Source organism: Deinococcus puniceus, assembly GCF_001644565.1.
GTDB classification, from domain to species: Bacteria; Deinococcota; Deinococci; order Deinococcales; family Deinococcaceae; genus Deinococcus; species Deinococcus puniceus.
On the sequence record NZ_CP011387.1, the window covers coordinates 1270280 to 1289436 of the forward strand.

A 19157-nucleotide genomic window follows, 5' to 3' on the forward strand; every position below is an offset into this window, starting at 1 on the left:
TGACTAAGGCGGCCTGTGCGTGTGCCAGTCGGTCTTTCTCGCCGCTTGGCCCACCCGCCTTGGCCAGCACCCTTCGGCCGGATGGGCACTCCCCAACCCTTCCCCCACCGAATGTAAAGCCACGGTCAGCTTGCCCGCATTTGTTCCACAAAACGGGGCTTAAACTGGGGGGGTGAAGGGCTTACGCGAGTTCATCGATTGGTTGCGCGAAACGCTGAAGGGCGCTGTCCAGCCTCCCCGTCAGCTGCAACCCGTCCCGATTCCCGTGCGCGTCCGCGAACGCCGCTGAGGATCATCTCCCTCACTTCTCTCCGTGGTTAACCCAAACTGAACTCAGGGCGCTTACTTGCGGGTAGGCGCTTTTGCTGTGTGGTGGGATTGGGGAGTGGGGCTGTGCAGTGGGGGAGCTGGGGGCATGACCTGACCTTCCGGTGACGTGGCTCTCCGTGTCCGGCCCACCGCCGCGCTATGCTGCCCCGCGTGTCCGGCCCGTCAAACAGCAACCCGTCCGATGTGCCCTCTGATCTTCCCCTGTCCGGGCCAGAAGCCAGCCTTGGCGCGCCGTCCGTCTCCGCCGCAGGAGAAGATGCCCGCGCTGACGATCACGGCATGGCCGAACTGCGGGTGCTGATTTCCGAACGCCCACAGGCCGAACAGGAGCGGGTAGAAAAGGCCTACATCTTTGCCCGCGACGCCCACGACGGCGTGAACCGCAAGAGCGGCGAGCCGTACATCACGCACCCGGTGGCGGTGGCCGTCATTCTGGCGCGGCTGGGCATGGACACCGACAGCCTGATGGCGGGCCTGCTGCACGACACTGTTGAGGATGTAGACGGCATTACGTTTGAGCTGATTGAAGCGGAGTTTGGCCCTGACGTCCGGCGAATTGTGGAGGGCGAAACCAAGGTCAGCAAACTGAGCAAGCAGGGCAGTCAGGTGGCCGAGGTGAAGGACGCCGGACGCGATATGCAGGCCGAAAATCTGCGCCAGATGCTGATCGCCATGACTGCCGATATCCGGATCATCGTGGTGAAGCTGGCCGACCGCCTGCACAACATGAGGACGCTGGGCAGCATGAAGCCCGAAAAGCAGCAGCGGATTGCCCGCGAAACGATGGAGATTTTCGCGCCGCTGGCCCACCGCCTGGGCATCGGACAGATCAAGTGGGAACTGGAAGACCTCAGTTTCCGTTACCTGCAACCCGACGCCTACGAGTACCTGCAGACCCGCCTGAGAACCAAGCAGGAAGAACGGGACGCGCTGATTCAGGGCGCGGTGGCGCAACTTCAGGAAGCCCTGATCGATGATCTGGAACTGCCGGAATGGGTCAGCGACATCGATATTTCGGGCCGCAGCAAGCATCTCTGGAGCATTCACAACAAGATGCAGAAAGAGGGCAAGGCGCTGGAACAGATTTTCGATCTGCTGGCGATCCGCGTGATCCTGAAGCCCAAAGACCTGATCGTGCCGCCGGGAACCGACGAAAAGCGCCGCGAACGGGCCGAGGAAACCCGCGAGAAACGCATCTGCTACCACACGGTGTCTATCGTGCATTCTATGTGGACGCCGTTGCCGGGGCGCTTCAAGGACTACATCGCGGTGTCTAAGCCCAACGGCTACCAGAGCCTGCATACCACCGTGATTACGCAGGGCGGGCAGCCCATAGAGGTGCAGATTCGCAGCTTGCGGATGCATGAGGTGGCCGAATACGGCGTGGCGGCGCACTGGATGTACAAGCAGGGCGCACAGTTGGCGCAGCGTGACCGTGAGAACTGGATTACCCAACTCCGCGAGCTACAAAACGAGATCAACGACGCCAGCGACTACATGGACGCCGTGAAAACCGACATCCTGAGCCAGCGCGTGCGGGTGTTTACGCCCAAAGGGTTGGCGATCAGTTTGCCGGTGGGCAGCACTGCCGTGGATTTCGCCTATCACATTCACACTCGCATCGGGGAAACGACGGTGGGGGCGCGGGTCAACGGCTCCATTGTGCCGCTGTCTCATAAGCTGGGCAACGGCGACATGGTGCAGATCGTGACCAGCAAGAATGGCCACCCCAGCCGCGATTGGCTGAACTTCACGATTACGCGCAGTGCCCGCTCCAAAATCCGCCACCATTTCCGCACGCAGGAGCGCGACGAGGCACTGAAGCATGGGCATGATCTGCTGGAGCGGTACCTGCGGAAACGGCAACTGGCGGTGCGCCAACTGATGAGAACGCAACTGCTGGAAGACGCCGCCCATAAGCTGATGGGCACGCGCAATCCCGACGATCTTTATTTTGCGCTCCATTCCGGCAAACTGACGCCCAGCGTGGTGGCCCGTATCCTGTCTCCCAGTCTGGCGCTGGAGCAGGCCCCGGCTGGCCCCAGCAAACGCGGCCCGGTCACGCCCCGCACGCCCGAACCCGGCGGCGTCTTTGTGGAGGGCCTGACCACCTCCAGCAAGTTGTCTCAGTGCTGCAATCCCATTCGCGGCGATCAGATCATGGGCTACCTCACGCGGGGCCGGGGCGTCAGCGTTCACCGGATCGACTGTCCCAACATGATCCGGTTGCTGAAGGACGAACCCGAACGCTGCATCGCTGCGAGTTGGGACGCGGGCACACCGGGCGGCACGATTGTGGATTTGGACGTGATCGCGCCGGATCGTCCGGGCCTGCTGGCCGACATTTTGGGCGTCCTGAGCGCCGAAAAACGCAGCCCCATGAAAATCGAGGCGGGGGTGAATGCCGACAACACCGCGCATATTCACTTGCGAATGGCCGTCACGGGTAATGCCGACCTAGAGTTGGTACGCACAGCCATTTTGCGCGTGCAGGGCGTGCAAGACATCGTGCGGGCGGGCCGGGGGAAGACTGGGACGCGGAAAAATGGGATGAGCGCTTAGGGGAATGGAGTCCTAGTTTCTGGGTGAACCCCCCAGTCTGCTTCGCAGCCAGCCCCCCTCAAGGGGAGCGCAAGAGCTTTTGCCCCCACCTCTCCTGCGGAGCTTTGCAAGTCTAAGGGGGGGCGTTGCGCCAGCAACGGGGGGGTTCGCCTTCCAAATCAGCCAACACTTCCCATTCCCCAACTTTCCCTAAGCCACACGGCGCACGATTCCAACCCCACCACCTTGTTATGCTCACAGGCGATGTCGTTCGATGCCCGCGCCCTGTCTGCCCTCGATTTTCCCCGTATCCGCCAAGCTTTGGCCGAACGCAGCGCCACCTCGTTGGGGGTGGAGCGGGCGCAGGCGCTAGAGCCTTCGGCGGATGGGGGCCGGATTGCCCGCGAACTGAACGAAGTCGAAGACGCCATGTTCGGCGTGAGCTTGAGCCTCGGCGGGATTCAGGACATCCGCGACCTGCACGGGCGGGCCATAGAGGGCCGGGTCTTATCGGGCAGCGACCTGCTCACGGCGGCCTATTCGCTGGACGGGGCAATGACCGTCAAGCGGGCCATCGGGGCCAATTCACGTGGGCCACTGCGGGAAGTGGCACACGGGCTGGCCGACCACAGCGAACTGGTACGGCGCGTGCTGGGCGCACTAGACCGTGACGGACAGGTGCGCGACGACGCCAGCCCCCGCCTGCGCGACCTCCGCAAACGCATAGAGCCGCTGCGGAGCCGGATTCGGGAAAAGCTCTCGGCCACGCTGGAACGCTGGGCCGACGTGTTGCAGGAAAATATCGTGACCATTCGCCGTGACCGCTACGTGCTACCCGTGCAGGCCAGCCGCGTGGGGCAGGTGCAGGGCATCATCGTGGATGCCTCGGCCACCGGGCAGACCTATTTTGTAGAACCTGCCACCGTGACGCCGCTGAACAACGAACTGGCCCGCCTGATCCTCGATGAAGAGGCTGAAGTGCGCCGGATTCTGACCGAATTGTCGGGCCTGCTGGCCGCCGATCCCGACGTGCCGCTGACGCTCTCCACCATCGGTACGCTCGACCTGATCGCCGCTAAAGCTCGGCTGGCCCGTGACTGGCGACTGAACCGCCCCGAACCCGTGACCGACAATGCCTACGACCTGCGCGAGGCCCGGCATCCCCTGATCGAACATCCTGTGCCCAACGATATTCGCCTCGGAGACATCAAGCTGCTGCTGATTACCGGGCCGAACATGGGCGGCAAGACGGCCACCCTCAAAACGCTGGGGCTGGCCGTCCTGATGCACCAGTGCGGCATGTACGTGGCAGCGGCGAGTGCCAAACTCCCCGTCGTGCGCGACGTTTTGGTAGACATTGGCGACGAACAGAGCATCGAGGCCAGCCTGTCTACCTTCGCCAGTCACCTCAAGCACCTGCGCTTCGTGCTGCGGCATGCGGCCCCCGATACGCTGGTGCTCATCGACGAGTTGGGCAGCGGCACCGACCCAGACGAGGGCGCGGCACTCTCTCAGGCGCTGATCGAGCAATTGCTGGGGCAAAATGCGCGGGGCATCATCACCTCTCACCTGTCGCCCCTCAAGCAGTTTGCGCTGGAAACGCCGGGGCTACGGAACGCCAGCATGGGCTTTGATCTGGCGACCCTCGCGCCCACCTACCACCTGCAAGTCGGGCAGCCCGGACGCAGCTACGCGCTGGCAATTGCCCGCCGCATGGGCCTGCCCGAAGACGTGCTGGTGCGGGCCGAAACCTTGCTTGGCCCCAACGCGGGCCTGATGGAACGCATGCTGGAAGGGCTGGAACACGAGCGGGCCGACCTGTCGGAGCAGTTGGCCGCCGCCGTGTCGGCTCGCCGTGACACTGAAACCGAACTGGCCCGCGTGCGGCAGGAAAGAGAAACGCTGGAGCAGCGGCGCAACGAGATGCTGGCCGAAGCCGCGCAGAAGGCCGAAACCCTGTATGCCGATGCCATAGAGCGCGTGCGAACCCTGCGTGCCCGCGCCCAGGAAGACGTGGCCCGCCCCCGCGTGATGCAGGAACTCCGCGACCTGCGTACCGCCGCCCAAAAGGCCCGCCCCGCACCGCCCGCCCCCCGCGAGGAACGCGGCGACCCGATCCGGGTGGGCAGCAACGTAGATGTGCCCGCCTACAACGCCACCGGGCAAGTGCTGGAACTGCGCGGAGACGACCTCGTGGTGCAGCTCGGCGTGATGAAGGTAGGCGTCAAGCGCCGTGACGTGCGCGTGAAGCAGGAGGCCAAAGTCAAAGCGCCCCGCGTGTTCGTAGGAACCACCAAAAGCACCTTCCAGAACGAGCTGCAATTGCGCGGCATGGGTGTTGAAGAAGCGGTGGAAGAACTCAGAACCGCGATTCTGGAGGCGCACGCCCTCAAGGAAAGTCCGCTGCGGGTGGTTCACGGCAAGGGTCAAGGCGTGTTGCGCCGCCTGCTGCGCGAGTACCTGAAAAACGACAAGCGTGTGGAATCCTTCCATGACGCCGAGACCAATCAGGGCGGGCACGGCGTGACCATTGTGAACGTAAAACGCTGAAGCTCCCCCAGTGTCTGAAGCAGTAAAGTCCGGTTTCTGTGTAAGCCCGATCACGTAGTTCATCTTGAAAACAGGCAGCATGCCGGAGTGCCCCATTTCTCTTCTCTAAGCAAGAGTTTCTTGATCAAAGCAGGCTTTGCTGCCTTGGCTCTGGCCGCAGTTGCCCCCAGTCAAGCCCAATCCACGGCCCCCGAACCCTTCCGCTTTCAGTTTCCCGCCGGATACTTGGGCCGCTTGGGTGGCACAGAAGGAGTCGTCGATTTTGGCGGTGAAGTGACCAAAGTCAATGCGTTCGGCGTCCGCGCCTTCCCGCTGCCGACTGTGCAAGACCTGCGCGTGGTGTTGGTCAAGCACAACAAGTACTGGGAATACAACATCAGCACACGCATCAAAGACACCACACTCTTGGCCGGAATCGTCAACAACGGTGATGCTGCCGCCGGAATCGCTAAACTGGAAGTCACGCACGACCCGTTCAAGGGCATTCAGTACGGCGCGTCTATCCAGCAGTCGCAACTCGCATCCCGTGATTCCAGTGCCCGCTTTAATGTCGGTTACGCTTCGAGTGCTTGGCAAGACCGTATTCGTATTCTGAATCTGGTGGCTTTCAGCCTCGATTCTGTGACCACCACTGAAACCAGAGACGAGCAGTCCGTCGCCATTACGCGGGCGACGGCCACGCCCTACACTTTCTCCCAAGTCAACGGCGGGTACGGCGAGCCTATCGGCCAGCAGTTCAACTGGCGTTTAGACAGCACTGCCCGCCTGTACACCTTTCCGCTGAATGACAAGGCGCAGTGGAGTCTAGATGTGACGCCCTCGTTGGAATATCGTCCGGTGGCAGGCGTGACCCTCAACTTATCGCATCTAGAGCGTTTTGCAGGCGGCGAAGTGGCTTTGCCTAGCCTCAACCTTGTCCGCCATGAAGAGTCTAACGCCACGATCACCTACCGCATTCCCGGCACGCCCGAATTTGGGTTGGGGGCGCTGCGGGTGCGCGGAACCCGCAACTGGACGAGCGATTACACCTACCTCCGCAACGACGTGCTGCTGAACATCAAAGCCTTACCCTTCCTGATCGGCCCCAGCATCGGCTACCAGTGGGGGCCAGCCAAAGACGGCAGCGCCAGCCAAATGCTGTACGCGCTGGTGGTCATGGGCAAGTAAAGCCACTTCTTGACTTCTTCTCGGTGAATGAAAGCCCGCACAGCAGAACAGGCGGGCTTTCACGTCATTCCTGCTCGGCTTCAGCTTCCGGCGGTTGCGTGCTGGGTTCGCCGTTGTCCACGAAGACGCCCTGTTTGGGCATGTCGGTAGATTGCAACACGTTGCCTTCGGGATGCTGCTGGGCCTGCTCGTCGGCTTGGCGATGTTGGCGGTCTGTGGGTTCCTGAGTCATACGGCAGGGTAGGGGAGAGTCGGGGGGCCGCGCACGCAGGATTTCCTTTATGCAACCGGTTTTTCCTTCGTGCGGCTGTTCCCAGCATCCACAATGTTTCATGCCCACTCTGGGCCTGCGTGATACGCTTCCCAGCCGTGAGTGTGCCTGAATCTGCCCTGCCCGGAGCCGCCAAATCGGTGCGTTTGTCGCTGCCTCTGCTGGGTGCGGGGGCGGCGGCATTTTTTACTCTGGGCGTCATTCAGGCCATGTACGGCCCTGCCTTCGCTTTTTTTCAGACCCGGTTTGATGTCGGCACGGCGGCGGTGGGCTGGATTGCCTCCGTGCATTTTTTGGGATCGGCCCTCGCACCGCCGCTGACAGGCGTGGCCCTGACGCGCTTCAGCCTGCGCCGCGTGGTGGTGTTCGGCCTGCTGATTCTGGCCGCCGGGGTGGGCTTGGTGGCCTTTGCGCCGCTCTGGAATCTGGCTCTGGCGGGGGCGCTGGTGGGCGGATTGGGCCTCGGCACGGTCAGTGCGGCCCTGAACGCTGCTTACGCCAGCGTGGGCACCCGCGCCGTGAATCTGGTGAATGCCGTGTTCGGGCTGGGCAGTATTGCCGCGCCGTTGGTGGTGGCCGGGTTGGCTCCGCGCAGTTTGGCGCTGCCGTTCTTGGTGGTGGCCGCACTCTCGGCCCTGACACTGGGGCTGGTGCGGCTGTGGGGCGTGCCTGCCATGCAGGCGGCTCCGGCACAGGCCGTCGCGGCGCGTCCGGGGGTGCAGTTCGGGCTGTTCGCGGCCCTAATCGCGGCTTACGTAGGCCTAGAAGCAGGCTTCGGCGCGTGGCTGGCGCGGCATCTGGACGGCGTCGGGCTGGCGAATTCGGCTTTTATCCTCAGCGGATTCTGGGCGGGCCTGACGCTGGGGCGCGTCATCACGGGCGCAGTCGGAGCGCGGGTGTCTCCGCCCCGGCTGGTGCTGGTCAGTGCCGTGCTGGTGGCCGTCTGTGCGCTGGCGGCCAGTCTCACCCCGCTGGCTCCCTTCGCCTACCTGTTGGCGGGCCTCGCCCTCGGCCCTATTTTTGGCACCACCCTCGCGTGGATGACCCATACTCTGCCCGCCCGCCTGATTCCGTTCCTGCTGGTGGCGGGTTCGGCGGGCGGCATTCTGATGCCGATTTTGCTGGGCGTGCTGTACTCGCGCAGTGGCCCGGCGGCGGTGCCTGCGGCCTTGGCGGTGTTGGGCGCGGTACTCGTGGCGTTGGTGGCGGCCACGGCCCGCCTGACTCGGCTGCGGCCCCCGGCTGTGGATGGCAGCAAAATCTAGCTCCTGACCCCCCACCTTTGCCTGAACGCCGCGCATATGACAGAATGCGCCCGGAATCCCAGTCAACCTGTAAGACCCCGCACCGGGGCAAGTTTATCCCCCATCCATTCCTGCCGTGATTTTTCCCTGACACCCTGAACAGGCCTGTGCATGCAGGCGTTTTGTAGCGGGAAGCACCACGGCGCAACCGGAGGCAAGAGTGACGTCACAGGCAACCAAGCAGATCAGACTGACCCCCGAGGGGTTCGAGCGCCTTCAGAAGACCCTGCTGCAAGAGCAAAACCGCCTTGCAGAAGCCACGCGAATCTTGCAAGAGCAGATGGAAACCAGCGCCGACAACGAAGACACCGGCCTGGAAGACGCCAAGCGCGAGAAGATGAACATCGAGGCGCGGATTGACGAACTTGAAGACACGCTGAGCCGCGCCACCATCATCGCAGAGCATGAAAACGAAGGCCGCGTGGAACTCGGCGCACTGGTCACGCTGATCATCGACGCCACCAAAAAAGAGATGCGCGTGCAGGTGGTCAGCGCCCCCGAAGCCGCTGTACTGGGCGGTAGCCTGCCCCGCATCAGCGAAGACAGCCCGGTAGGAAAGGAACTGATGGGCCGCAAGAAGGGCGACGCCTTCGTGGTGAATCTGGACAACGGCAAGCAGATGAAATACAAGGTGAAGACTATCGAGTACTGAAGTTTTGGGGTGTAGGACGTGGGAAAAGGGTCGAAGAGTCTAGAGGGATAAGAACTGCTTGACCCTCTACACCCAGTCCTAGCTTCCGCCACATCCAGCCACAGGCCAGAGGAGAGCGCCGTGCTCAAGCCTCTGGCCTGTGTTCTTTTGGCCTGCCTGATTGCGGCCCCCGCCCTATACTCACGGTTATGTCGGAATTGTCCACTCCTGAACCCCTTCCTCCCCGTCGCGACGGCCTGCACGAACAGACCATCAGCCGCCTGAACAACCTTGATGCCCTGCGCGAAGCGGGTTTCGAGGCCTTTCCTTACAGCTACCCGCAAACGCACCACGCCGCCGATGTGCTGAAGGCTCACCCTTCCGGCGACGTGGGCCAGAAGTGGGAGGACGAAACCTACAGCTTGGCGGGCCGTGTGATGCAGTTCCGGCACATGGGCGGGGCGGCGTTTGCCGATGTGCAGGATGAAAGCGGCACGTTGCAAGTCTATTTCGGCAAGAAAACTACAGAAGAATTTGCCGCCACCAAAAAGATCGATCTGGGCGACATTATCGGCGTGCGCGGCTTTCCCTTCGTGACCAAAACCGGGCAGGTGACGCTGGACGCCCGAGCTTGGCAACCGCTGGTGAAGAGCCTGCATCCGCTTCCCAGCAAGTTTTACGGCCTGCAAGACGAAGAACTGCGTGCCCGCCGCCGTTACGTCGACCTGATGATCAACCCGGAAAGCCGAGAAGTGTACCGCACCCGCTCGCGCATCGTGCGGGCCATCCGGCATTTTCTGGACGATCAGAACTTTATGGAAGTGGAAGGGCCGACCCTGCAAGTGGTCGCGGGCGGCACCGAGGCCAAGCCATTTAAGACCTTCCACAACGCACTCGGTCACGAGTTTTCTATGCGGATCAGCCTCGAACTGTACCTGAAGCGGCTGCTGGTCGGCGGCTTCGAGCGCGTGTATGAAATTGGGCGCAATTACCGCAACGAGGGCATAGACCGCACCCACAACCCCGAATTCACGATGTTGGAAGCCTACTTTGCTTATGGCGACTACGAAGACATGATGAAACTGGTGGAAACCATGCTTCACGGCCTCGTCATGGAGCTTCGCGGCACACCCGTCATCGAGTATCAGGGCAAAACCGTAGATTTCAGCCTGCCGTTCAAGCGCCTCGACTTCGTGACCGCACTGACCGAAGCGGCGAGCCTCGACTTCGATCCGCTGGATTTGGTGAAATTGCGCGAATGGAGCGACGCCAAGCACCCGGAATTCCGCAAAGTGCCGGATTACAAGTTGCTGGATAAATTGGGCGGCGAGTACGTGGAACCGGGCCTGATCAACCCCACGTTCCTGACCAATATGCCGCTTGTTATTAGCCCGCTGGTGAAGGCCCACCGCGAGCGCCCCGGTTTGGCCGAACGTGCCGACCTGTATGTGGCCGGGTTCGAGTTGGCCCCGATCTACTCGGAACTGAACGACGCCCTTGATCAACGCGCCCGCTTCGAGGCCCAGACCGCCCGCCGCGACGCGGGCGACGACGAAGCCCACGAGCAGGACGAGGACTTCTTGCTGGCGCTGGAATACGGCATGCCGCCGACTGCGGGCATGGGCATGGGCATAGACCGCCTGACTATGCTGCTCACAGATCGCGACTCTATCCGCGACGTGTTGCTGTTTCCGCTGCTGCGGCCAGAGATGGGGGGCGGGGCCGGGCAACTTGAGGGGGCACAGGAATAACTGGCTCAAACTCGCAATCCATCTCCATTGGACTTTGGCCGGGAGCAAACGCCCGGTCATTTTCCATGAATGGGCGTTTGCTCCCCTAATGACGGGCGGCCCATCTTCATGCTTGCCGCCGTAACCGGTTACGCTCCATCTGTAACCGGTTTAATTAATTCGTTCATTTGACAAACAAAATATTGAAGATGCAAGATAGCTTCATTCCAGATTCATCCGCTTCTGCATCCGGCAGAGCGCACCCCGCACCTTGCCCCTGCTCTGGCTGAGTTCAGCCCTGCTGCTGTTCGTTTCCCGCCCTGCCGCCTTGCCTGCGGTGCGTGTCCTTGTTCTATCGGCTCACGGAGTGTTCCCATGTCTGAACCTGTTCACGCCACCCTTGACCTTGCGGCCATCCGCGCACAGCACACGTTGCTGCTGCTGGGGCTGCTGTGGCAGGGCGAGCGGGCACGGGTCGACATTGCCCGCGAACTGGGCCTGTCGCGCAGCGCGATCAGTTCTATGGTCAGCGAGCTGATGGCGGTGGGGCTGGTGCAGGAAGTGGGCACACGCGGGTCAGGAACGGCGGGGCGGCGGGCGACGCTTCTGGCCCTGAACGACCGGGCCGCCTGCCTGCTGGCCATAGACCTCGGCAAAAGCCACGCCCGCGTAGACTTGCTGGATCTGCGCTGCCGCACACTGGCCACCCGGCAAGTGCCGCACGATATCGGCCTCGGCCCTGCGGCCACCTGTGCGCTGCTGGCGAGCCTGAGTGCCGCCGTGCTGGGCGACGCCGGAATTACTCGCGCCGCTGTGGCCTTGGCGGGTGTGGGCGTGCCCGGCCCAGTAGACCAGAGTACCGGCCAGATGGTGCAGCCCCCCAATATGCACGGCTGGGACGGCGAAAATGTGCGGGCCAGACTGGAGGGCACGTTGGGTGTGGGCGTACAGGTCGACAACGACGCCAACCTGGGCGCACTGGCCGAAGCCCGTTTCGGGGCGCACCGGGGAGCCGTAGACCTGATTTACGTGAAAGTCGCCACCGGCATCGGCGCGGGCGTGCTGCTCGGTGGGCGCTTGCACCGGGGCGTGCGCGGCGGGGCGGGCGAAATCGGGCACATCAGTATCAACGAGCAGGGGTCGCAGCAGACTGGAAGCAGCCTTTCCGAAAGTCACGGTGACCTTGAAAGCTACGCCGCTGCCCGAGTGGTGGTGGCCTTGGCGGCCAGATTGCGGGCGGAGGGAGTGCCCACCACCCTGCCCGATCCTGCCACGCTGTCCGATCTGCTGGCCCACGCCAACACCGACCCATTGGCCCGCGCCGTGTGGGAAGACTGCGGGCATCATCTGGGCGTGGCGGTCAGTACCGCACTCAACCTGTTCAACCCCGAAGCGGTGGTCATCGGCGGGCGGCTGTCTCAGGCCGGAGACGTGTTCCTGAACGCCGTGCAGCGCAGCGCCCTGAGCCGCACCATGCGGATCAATGCCGAGCGCACCCGTATCGAACTCAGCACGCTGGGCAGCGAGGCGGGCGTGTTGGGGGCCGGGGCGATGCTGCTCGATCACCTGTTTACGCCGCAGGGGTTGCGCCACCTGTACGCCATTTCCGCCTATACGGCGGCCCAGAACGCGGCTCATGCTCCGGCTCAAGCCGCCGCGCCTTCGGCCCTGACTGCGCCCACTGCCAGTTCTCCAGTCCCCAGTCCTCAAGCGGCCAGTCTTCAAGTTCCCACTTCTGCGGTCACTGTTCCCGCCGCCGCGAGCCGCGCCCCGCCAGAAGTTCGGGCAGACGCGCAGCCCGTGTCCCGCGCTCCACCCGGTCAGGTCTGACGCCGCCCGATCTAGCCCAGCCGAACCGTTCCGTCTCCTGCGCCCTTTCTTTTCCTGTTGGAGGAATGTCCATGCGTAAAGTTTCTTTGAAGAACGCCCTGCTCGTCGCCGCCGCCCTCGCCGTCACCACGTCCGCCTCTGCCGCGGGCAAACTGGAAATCTTCTCGTGGTGGTCGGGCGATGAAGGCCCCGCACTCGAAGCCCTCGTGAAGCTGTACAAGCAGAAGTACCCCGCCGTGGCCGTAGACAACGCCACCGTGTCGGGCGGCGCAGGCACCAACGCCAAAGCCGTGCTGAAGACCCGCATGCTGGGCGGCACGCCCCCCGACTCCTTTCAGGCGCACGCCGGACAAGAATTGATCGGGACTTGGGTGGTCGCCAACCGCATGGAAGACCTGAGCGCCCTGTTCAAGTCCGAGGGCTGGGACAAGGCCTTCCCCAAAGACCTGACGGCCCTGATTTCCAGCAAAGGCGGTATTTGGAGCGTGCCCGTCAACGTTCACCGCAGCAACGTGATGTGGTACAACCCCGCCAAGCTGAAGCAGTGGGGCGTGACCGTGCCCAAAACGTGGCCCGAATTCATCACCACCTGCGCCACCCTGAAGGCCAAGGGCGTAGCCGCACCGCTGGTCATGGGCGAAAACTGGACGCAGCAGCACCTCTGGGAAAACGTCATGATCGGCACGCTGGGCGCTCAGGGTTGGCAAGACCTGTTCAGCGGCAAGATCAAGTTCACCGATGCCCGCGTCGTCGGAGCCTTCACCACCTTCGGCAAGGTCATGGACTGCGCCAACAAGGACGCCAGCGGCCTGAGCTGGCAGCAGGCCAGTGACCGCATCGTCGACGGCACGAGTGCGTTCAACATCATGGGTGACTGGGCCGCCGGATACTTCACCACCACCAAGAAACTGGCCCCCGGCACGGGCTTCGGCTGGGCCACCGCCCCCGGAACCAGCAAAGTCTTCGTGATGCTGGCCGATTCCTTCGGATTGCCCAAGGGTGCCAAGAACCGCGCCGAAGCCGTGAACTGGCTGAAAGTGCTGGGCAGCAAGGCCGGACAAGACGCCTTCAACCCCCTGAAAGGCAGCATCGCCGCCCGCATCGACAGCGATTTGAGCAAGTACAACACCTATTCCAGAAGCGCCGCCACCGACTGGAAGAACAGCAAGATCGTCGGCAGCATGGCGCACGGAGCCGTCGCCCCCGAGAGCTTCATGAGCGCCTTCGGAGCCATCATCGACCAGTACGCCGCCAGCCGCAACAGTGCTGGAGCCGCCGCCGCTGCCCAGCAGTTGGCCGTGCGGGCCGGATTCGGCAAGTAACAGACCTGAAGGTGGGGGGTGGAGCGTGGATCGTGGTGTTCACGGTTCAGCTCCACCCCCTTCCCTATGATTCCAAAACACGTTGCCACCGCTGTTTTTCCACGTTCCCAAGGAGGCCCCATCTTGAAAGGCCTGACCAAAGACCGCCTCTGGGCCATCGCCGTCCTGACCCCCAGTCTTATCCTGCTGGCCATTTTCGTCTACGGGTTTATCGGGCGTACCGTGTACGTCAGTTTCACCGACTGGGGCAACGATCCGGCGCAAGCGCTGGCCCTCGAACCCATCATTCGTTGGGTGGGCCTCGCCAACTATCAGGAATTATTCTCCGGATTCCTGCAAGGCCGCTTCCGCCAAGAGATGGTCAGCACGGTCTTCTTCACCGTGTTTTTCATTCTGGGCTGCTTGGGCCTCGGCCTCGGCCTGGCGCTGGCACTAGACCGCAATCCTAAGGGTGAGGCGCTGTGGCGCACCATTTTCCTGTTCCCTATGAGCCTCAGCTTTATCGTGACGGGCACCATTTGGCGCTGGATGCTGCAACCGCAGGGCGGCGTGAACCAATTCCCGACGGCGGTGGGCGCACCCGCCAGCACCTTCGGGTGGCTCAGCTCCACCGATTCCATCTGGAAATTCGACTGGAATCTGCTGCCGATCATCACGGCTGTCGTGGTGGCGATTGTGATGGGCGTTGTGGCTTACCGCGCCTATGCCAGCGGCCAGCGCACCCGGATGTTGGTGGCTGCGGCCAGCGCCGCCGTGCTGCTGCTGTGGGCCATCTTCATCGCGCCCAACCTCAAGATGCTGCCCGCCCCCGAACTGCACGGCTTCAACCTCGCCCTGATCGGCATCATTATCGCGGCGGTGTGGCAAATGAGCGGCTACACGATGGCGCTATATTTGGCCGGACTACGCGGCATTCCCGAAGAACTGCGTGAGGCCGCCCGCGTGGACGGCGCGAACGAAATAGATATGTACCGCCGCGTCGTGTTTCCGCTGCTGTCGCCCATTACCCTCAGCGCCATGATCATTCTGGGCCACATCAGCCTCAAGATTTTTGACCTCGTGTACGCGATGGCTGGCCCCGACAACACCTTCACCAGTGTTCCTGCGCTGAACATGTACCTCACCAGCTTCCGCCAAAACCAGTTTGCGCTGGGTGCGGCCATCGGCACCATCTTGCTGATCTTGGTGGCCTTCATCATCGTGCCGTACTTGTCTTCCCAATTCCGCACCGAGGAAAGCCACTGATGACCACCACCATTCCCTCGGCGGCCACCGCCAAACCGCCCGCTACCGCGCCCCGCAAAAGCATCGGGCGTCCGGGTCTGTACATCGTCCTTGTCGTGGCCGCGCTGTTTTTCCTGCTGCCCATTTATCTGCTGTTCGCCACCGCCCTCAAGTCGCCCGACGCCATTAATCTGGCGACCACTTGGCGCTGGCCCGCCGCCCTCAACTGGGCCAGTTTCTCCGAGGCGTGGGCCAAAATCGGCGGCAACCTCGGCAACAGCCTGTTCTTGGCCGTCGTCGCCACGCTGCTGGCCGCCATGCTGGGCAGCCTCAACGGGTACGCCCTCGCCAAATGGAAATTCCGGGGCGCGAATACCGTCTTCGCCCTGATGCTGTTCGGCATGTTCATTCCGTATCAGGCCGTGTTGATTCCGCTGTTCCAGTTCATCAAGGCGCTGGGGCTGTACGGCACAATCTGGGGCCTGATTTTGGCCCATGTGGTATACGGCCTGCCCATCACCACCCTCATCTTCCGCAACTTTTACGCCGATGTCCCCGACGCCCTCGTCGAAGCCGCCACCATCGACGGCGCGGGCTTCTGGCAAATCTACCGACGCGTCATTTTCCCGATCAGCATTCCGGGCTTCGTGGTGGTCATCATCTGGGAATTCACGCAGGTCTGGAACGAATTCCTGTTTGCCGCCACGCTCACCAACACCGACGCCCAACCCGTCACCTACGCCCTGTCCCAGTTGTCGGGCGGGCAAGCGGTGTCGTGGAATCTGCCGATGGCAGGCGCGATTCTGGCCGCGTTGCCCACCCTGCTGGTGTACATCCTGCTGGGCCGTTACTTCGTGCGCGGTCTGCTGGCCGGAAGTGTGAAGGGCTGAAGTTATTTTGATTCTGAAATGAAGAAGGCCAGAGCGAGTTTATTTGCTCTGGCCTTCTTCACTTGGGCAGGTGCGCCGCTGAACTGCCCCCTCACCTCGCTGCCCGCGCAGCGCCCCTCTCTCTGCGAGCTGTTCCAGTCCCACAGGTGGAGAGGGCCAAAGCTTGGTTTAACTCCCTCACCCTTGAGGCGGGACTCGCAGAGCTGCGGAGCAGAGGGGGTGAGTGAGCGCTAGTGATTGCCCTTTCCACAGCCGACACTTATACCCAACACTTACGCCATCTGCAACGGACTCACCAGCGCCGCCGCTTCCGGGGCAAAGCGCGGCACTTCGGGCAGGTTTTCTCCGTTGGCGTCAATCAAATTGCCGTACATCATGTGCGGAGTGGCCTGATTGATCCGGACTCGGTGAACGCCCGCCCCCGTAATGCCCAGCACCTTAGGCACGACCGTCGGGTGATTGCCCCGCGTGTGGCCTTCCAAAAAACCCTCGCTGAAGGCGTCGCCGCGCAGCAAGACTTCCTGAATACTGCCCACATGGGCGGCGTTTTTGCGGGCGCTCCAGTCTTTTTGCTTGGCGATCAGGCGGGTCAGGCGCTCCACTTTCAGCTCACGCGGCAGGTCTTCAAAGTGCTTATAGCTGGGCGTGCCGGGCCGGGCCGAATACGCGAACATATAGGCGCTGTCGTAGCCCACCTCGTCGTATAGGCTCAGCGTGTCCTCAAAGTCGGCCTCGGTTTCGCCGGGAAAGCCCACGATGATGTCGGTGGCCAAGACCGCGTTCGGAATGTGCTTGCGAATGTTGGCGATGTGGTGCAGGTACTCCTCGCGGGTGTACTCGCGGGCCATGCGCCGCAGCACGCGGTTGCTGCCACTCTGCACGGGCAGATGCACGAACTCGCACACGGCGGGCGTTTCAGCCATCGCGGCGGCCACGTCTTCCGTAAAGTTCATGGGGTGGCTGGTCGTAAATTTGATGCGCCGGACGCCACTTTGCCCCACCATCCGCAAAAGGTTGGCAAAGCTGGGATACCCGGCCAGTTTCGCGCCGCCGTCTACCCCGTAGGCGTTCACGTTCTGGCCCAGCAAGGTCACTTCCTGTACGCCTGCGGCCAGTTGCATCTCCAGCTCGCGCAAAATTTGGTCGGGGTGACGGCTCACCTGCGGCCCGCGCGTGGTCGGCACGATGCAGTAGGTGCAGTGGTGATCGCAGCCGCGCATGATGGTCAGGTGCGCCTGCAATTTGCCTTGGGGCGGCGGCGGAATATGATCGTGCAGTTCGTCCTTAAATTGCAGACCCCAGAAGCGCTCGTTGCTCTCCAGCGCCTTGCCGATATCCAGCAGGCTACCGGGGCCGAGCAGCACGTCAACTTCAAATTTGCGGGCAATCTGCTGCCCTTCTTCCAGTTGTGCGAGGCAGCCCATCATGCCGATGACCAGCGGGCGTTCGGCCTTGAGCTTGCGGAGCGTGCCCAGCACACTGCGAACCTTGTCTACGGGCTTGCCGCGCACCGCACAAGTATTGATCAGCACGAAATCCGCTTCGTCCACGCTGTCTACGATCTGTGCGCCGAAGCTAACCAGTTGGGACTGCACCAGATGGGTGTCGTACTCGTTCATCTGGCAGCCGTAGGTAATGAGGTGGGCCTTCATAGGGTCACATCCTTGGGGCTGGCCGGAGGGATTCCGGGGCCGAAATTTGCCTGCTGTTGCCGGGCAGGAAGGGGCAGTTTAGCGTAAGAGGGATTGCGGCGGGGGCCTTGGCGTTGGGTTGAAGAGGGCTTGGAAGTTGGTGTCTTGGATTGTTCCCACGTTGGATTCCCCCACCCCCCGGCCCCCTACCCCCAAAGGGGACATGGGGAGTGTCGCTCCGCTGAGGAGGATTCATCTTGTCGCGTTTTAAGTCGGCTCAATCGTTCATCTGAAGCTGAATCGCCAGTTCATTCCGGAATGGAATTGGCCCGCGCGTTGCACGCACGACGGCCTCACATGGAATTGGCGGCGGTATTTGGGTAGGCCACAAGGAAAATCAAGCCCATCACACACCCCTCAAGCTCAGTTACCCACTCCACGATCCTTACCGCACCCGCCGCAGCGTTACCGGGTAACTCAGGGCATTCACGCGCAGGCGTCCGGTCAACACATCGCCCTTTACCGTGCCGCTCAGGAAGGCGTCCGACTTGGCGCTCACGCCGTCCAGTCCGAAGCCCAGAATGCTGAAGCGGGCGCTGGGGCCAGCGTTGGCATCCAGCTTCACGGTCAGTTCTTGGTGGCCGTCCGGGGTAGGCAGCAGCGTGCCAGCCGCCGAAAAACGGTCTCCATTGCTGCGGTTTTCCATCACGCCCTTCGCGTCGTAGGTCAGCGGATTCACGGTCAGAGTCAGGCGGTACTGTTGCGGGCGCAGCAGCACGGTGGCCTGTCCTTCAAACACTTGCACGGTTTGTGGCTGGGCAGCGGGCGCACAGGCCGCCAGCATCAGCGGCAGCATGAACAACGCCTGCTTCAAAACTCTTGGTCTGGAACAGGAACCGGGTAAACGGGGCTGTTCACGATCTTGAGGCGGCGGTCAGGTTCGCCGTACAGGGCGCTGATGAGGCCCGTGCGGTTGGCGGCAAACCACGCTTTGGCCGGGGCCGATTTTGCCAGCACCGTGGCCAGTACGCGCTCGGCCTCTGCACCTTTGCCTGCCAAGATCATGTTGCCGTAGTAGCCGCTGATCCGGGATTTCAGGTATTCCAGTTCAGGGGATTCGGTCATTCGGCTTTGCAGGTCTTTCAGTTCGCGGGCGGCGGCTTGGGCAGGCACGTAGGTGTAGGCGCGGGTGCGGTCTGCCAGCCGGATGCCGTCCCAGCCGATCACGGCATTCAAGCTGGGGCTGTCGGCATACGAATAATCGTAGTAAGCCAGAGAATCGAGACCCACCAGCAGTTCGGAGGTGCCGTCTTTATTGAAATCGACCGGCAGGAAGCCGTAGTTGCCTGCATCCAGAATCCCTATGTTTTGCACGCCGCCCGTATCCTGCGTAAAAATGTGCGCGGTGAGGCAGCAGTGCGCCCCGCCCGAAAACGTGCTGACCACCAGTTCGGGCAGTCCGCCGGGCCGCAACTGCACCAACTGGACACCGATGTCGAAGTCCGAAACCGTGAAAATGGTGCGCGTGCCGTTGCTGAGCGTCAGTTTGGCGGCGGGCATGCTGTTGTCCGTCATGGGCGCGCGCGTCAGCTTGATGGTCAATCCGCCCCATGCAGTCGGCGTGGGCGGAGTTGCGGCCTGTGCCGAAACGGGAGCGACAACCGGGGACAGGGCCAGAGCAAGAGCGAGACACCCAGAGCGGAGATTCATGGCCTCAGCCTATGCCGAAATGGTGA

At 62.5% G+C, this 19157-nt stretch carries 14 protein-coding genes; 10 read left to right on the forward strand and 4 right to left on the reverse strand.

The features are described 5' to 3' along the window. The first annotated feature begins 609 nt into the window (after positions 1–609). The 3 genes from SU48_RS05790 to SU48_RS05800 all read left to right on the forward strand — a co-directional run bounded on the left by SU48_RS05790 (position 610) and on the right by SU48_RS05800 (position 6588). Positions 610–2892, forward strand: a complete 2283-nt coding sequence (locus SU48_RS05790; RefSeq protein WP_064014422.1) for a RelA/SpoT family protein — start codon at positions 610–612, stop codon at positions 2890–2892. Positions 2893–3135: 243 nt separating this feature from the next. Continuing rightward, positions 3136–5421, forward strand: coding sequence for an endonuclease MutS2 (locus SU48_RS05795; RefSeq protein WP_064014423.1), 2286 nt, complete (start codon positions 3136–3138; stop codon positions 5419–5421). A 120-nt stretch (positions 5422–5541) separates the two neighbouring features. Next, positions 5542–6588 carry a hypothetical protein gene (locus tag SU48_RS05800; protein ID WP_082869824.1) on the forward strand — a complete coding sequence of 349 codons (1047 nt, stop codon included), beginning with the start codon at positions 5542–5544 and terminating at the stop codon, positions 6586–6588. Between the two features lie 64 nt (positions 6589–6652). On the opposite strand, the gene SU48_RS14105 is transcribed toward SU48_RS05800, so the two are convergent. After that, complete coding sequence (locus tag SU48_RS14105) at positions 6653–6820, reverse strand: hypothetical protein (RefSeq protein ID WP_157451092.1); 168 nt, start codon at positions 6818–6820, stop codon at positions 6653–6655. A 137-nt stretch (positions 6821–6957) separates the two neighbouring features. Between SU48_RS14105 and SU48_RS05805 the strand changes: the two genes are divergently transcribed. The 7 genes from SU48_RS05805 (at position 6958) to SU48_RS05835 (ending at position 15790) form a co-directional block, all read left to right on the forward strand. Continuing rightward, positions 6958–8124 (forward strand): MFS transporter, encoded by a 1167-nt coding sequence (locus tag SU48_RS05805; protein ID WP_231881696.1) that lies wholly within the window; start codon positions 6958–6960, stop codon positions 8122–8124. Between the two features lie 199 nt (positions 8125–8323). Beyond that, positions 8324–8815: a GreA/GreB family elongation factor gene (locus SU48_RS05810; protein ID WP_064014425.1), complete on the forward strand. Its 492-nt coding sequence runs from the start codon at positions 8324–8326 to the stop codon at positions 8813–8815. 188 nt (positions 8816–9003) lie between these two features. Then, positions 9004–10545, forward strand: a complete 1542-nt coding sequence (gene lysS, locus SU48_RS05815) for a lysine--tRNA ligase (protein ID WP_064014426.1) — start codon at positions 9004–9006, stop codon at positions 10543–10545. Between the two features lie 354 nt (positions 10546–10899). After that, complete coding sequence (locus SU48_RS05820) at positions 10900–12354, forward strand: ROK family transcriptional regulator (RefSeq protein WP_064014427.1); 1455 nt, start codon at positions 10900–10902, stop codon at positions 12352–12354. 71 nt (positions 12355–12425) lie between these two features. Continuing rightward, on the forward strand, positions 12426–13676 hold the full coding sequence (locus SU48_RS05825) for an ABC transporter substrate-binding protein (RefSeq protein WP_064014428.1): 1251 nt from the start codon (positions 12426–12428) through the stop codon (positions 13674–13676). A 123-nt stretch (positions 13677–13799) separates the two neighbouring features. After that, positions 13800–14921: a carbohydrate ABC transporter permease gene (locus SU48_RS05830; RefSeq protein ID WP_064015879.1), complete on the forward strand. Its 1122-nt coding sequence runs from the start codon at positions 13800–13802 to the stop codon at positions 14919–14921. Then, a complete protein-coding gene (locus SU48_RS05835) occupies positions 14921–15790 on the forward strand; it encodes a carbohydrate ABC transporter permease (RefSeq protein ID WP_064014429.1) in 870 nt (289 codons plus the stop codon). The genes SU48_RS05830 and SU48_RS05835 overlap by 1 nt, the downstream gene beginning before the upstream one ends. Before the next feature lie 272 nt (positions 15791–16062). Here the strand turns inward: SU48_RS05835 and miaB are convergent, their stop codons facing one another. The 3 genes from miaB to SU48_RS05850 all read right to left on the reverse strand — a co-directional run bounded on the left by miaB (position 16063) and on the right by SU48_RS05850 (position 19131). After that, positions 16063–17442, reverse strand: a complete 1380-nt coding sequence (gene miaB, locus SU48_RS05840; protein ID WP_064014430.1) for a tRNA (N6-isopentenyl adenosine(37)-C2)-methylthiotransferase MiaB — start codon at positions 17440–17442, stop codon at positions 16063–16065. 424 nt (positions 17443–17866) lie between these two features. Next, positions 17867–18277, reverse strand: a complete 411-nt coding sequence (locus SU48_RS05845; protein ID WP_231881697.1) for a hypothetical protein — start codon at positions 18275–18277, stop codon at positions 17867–17869. 14 nt (positions 18278–18291) lie between these two features. Continuing rightward, complete coding sequence (locus SU48_RS05850; protein WP_064014432.1) at positions 18292–19131, reverse strand: hypothetical protein; 840 nt, start codon at positions 19129–19131, stop codon at positions 18292–18294. Positions 19132–19157: the final 26 nt, after the last annotated feature.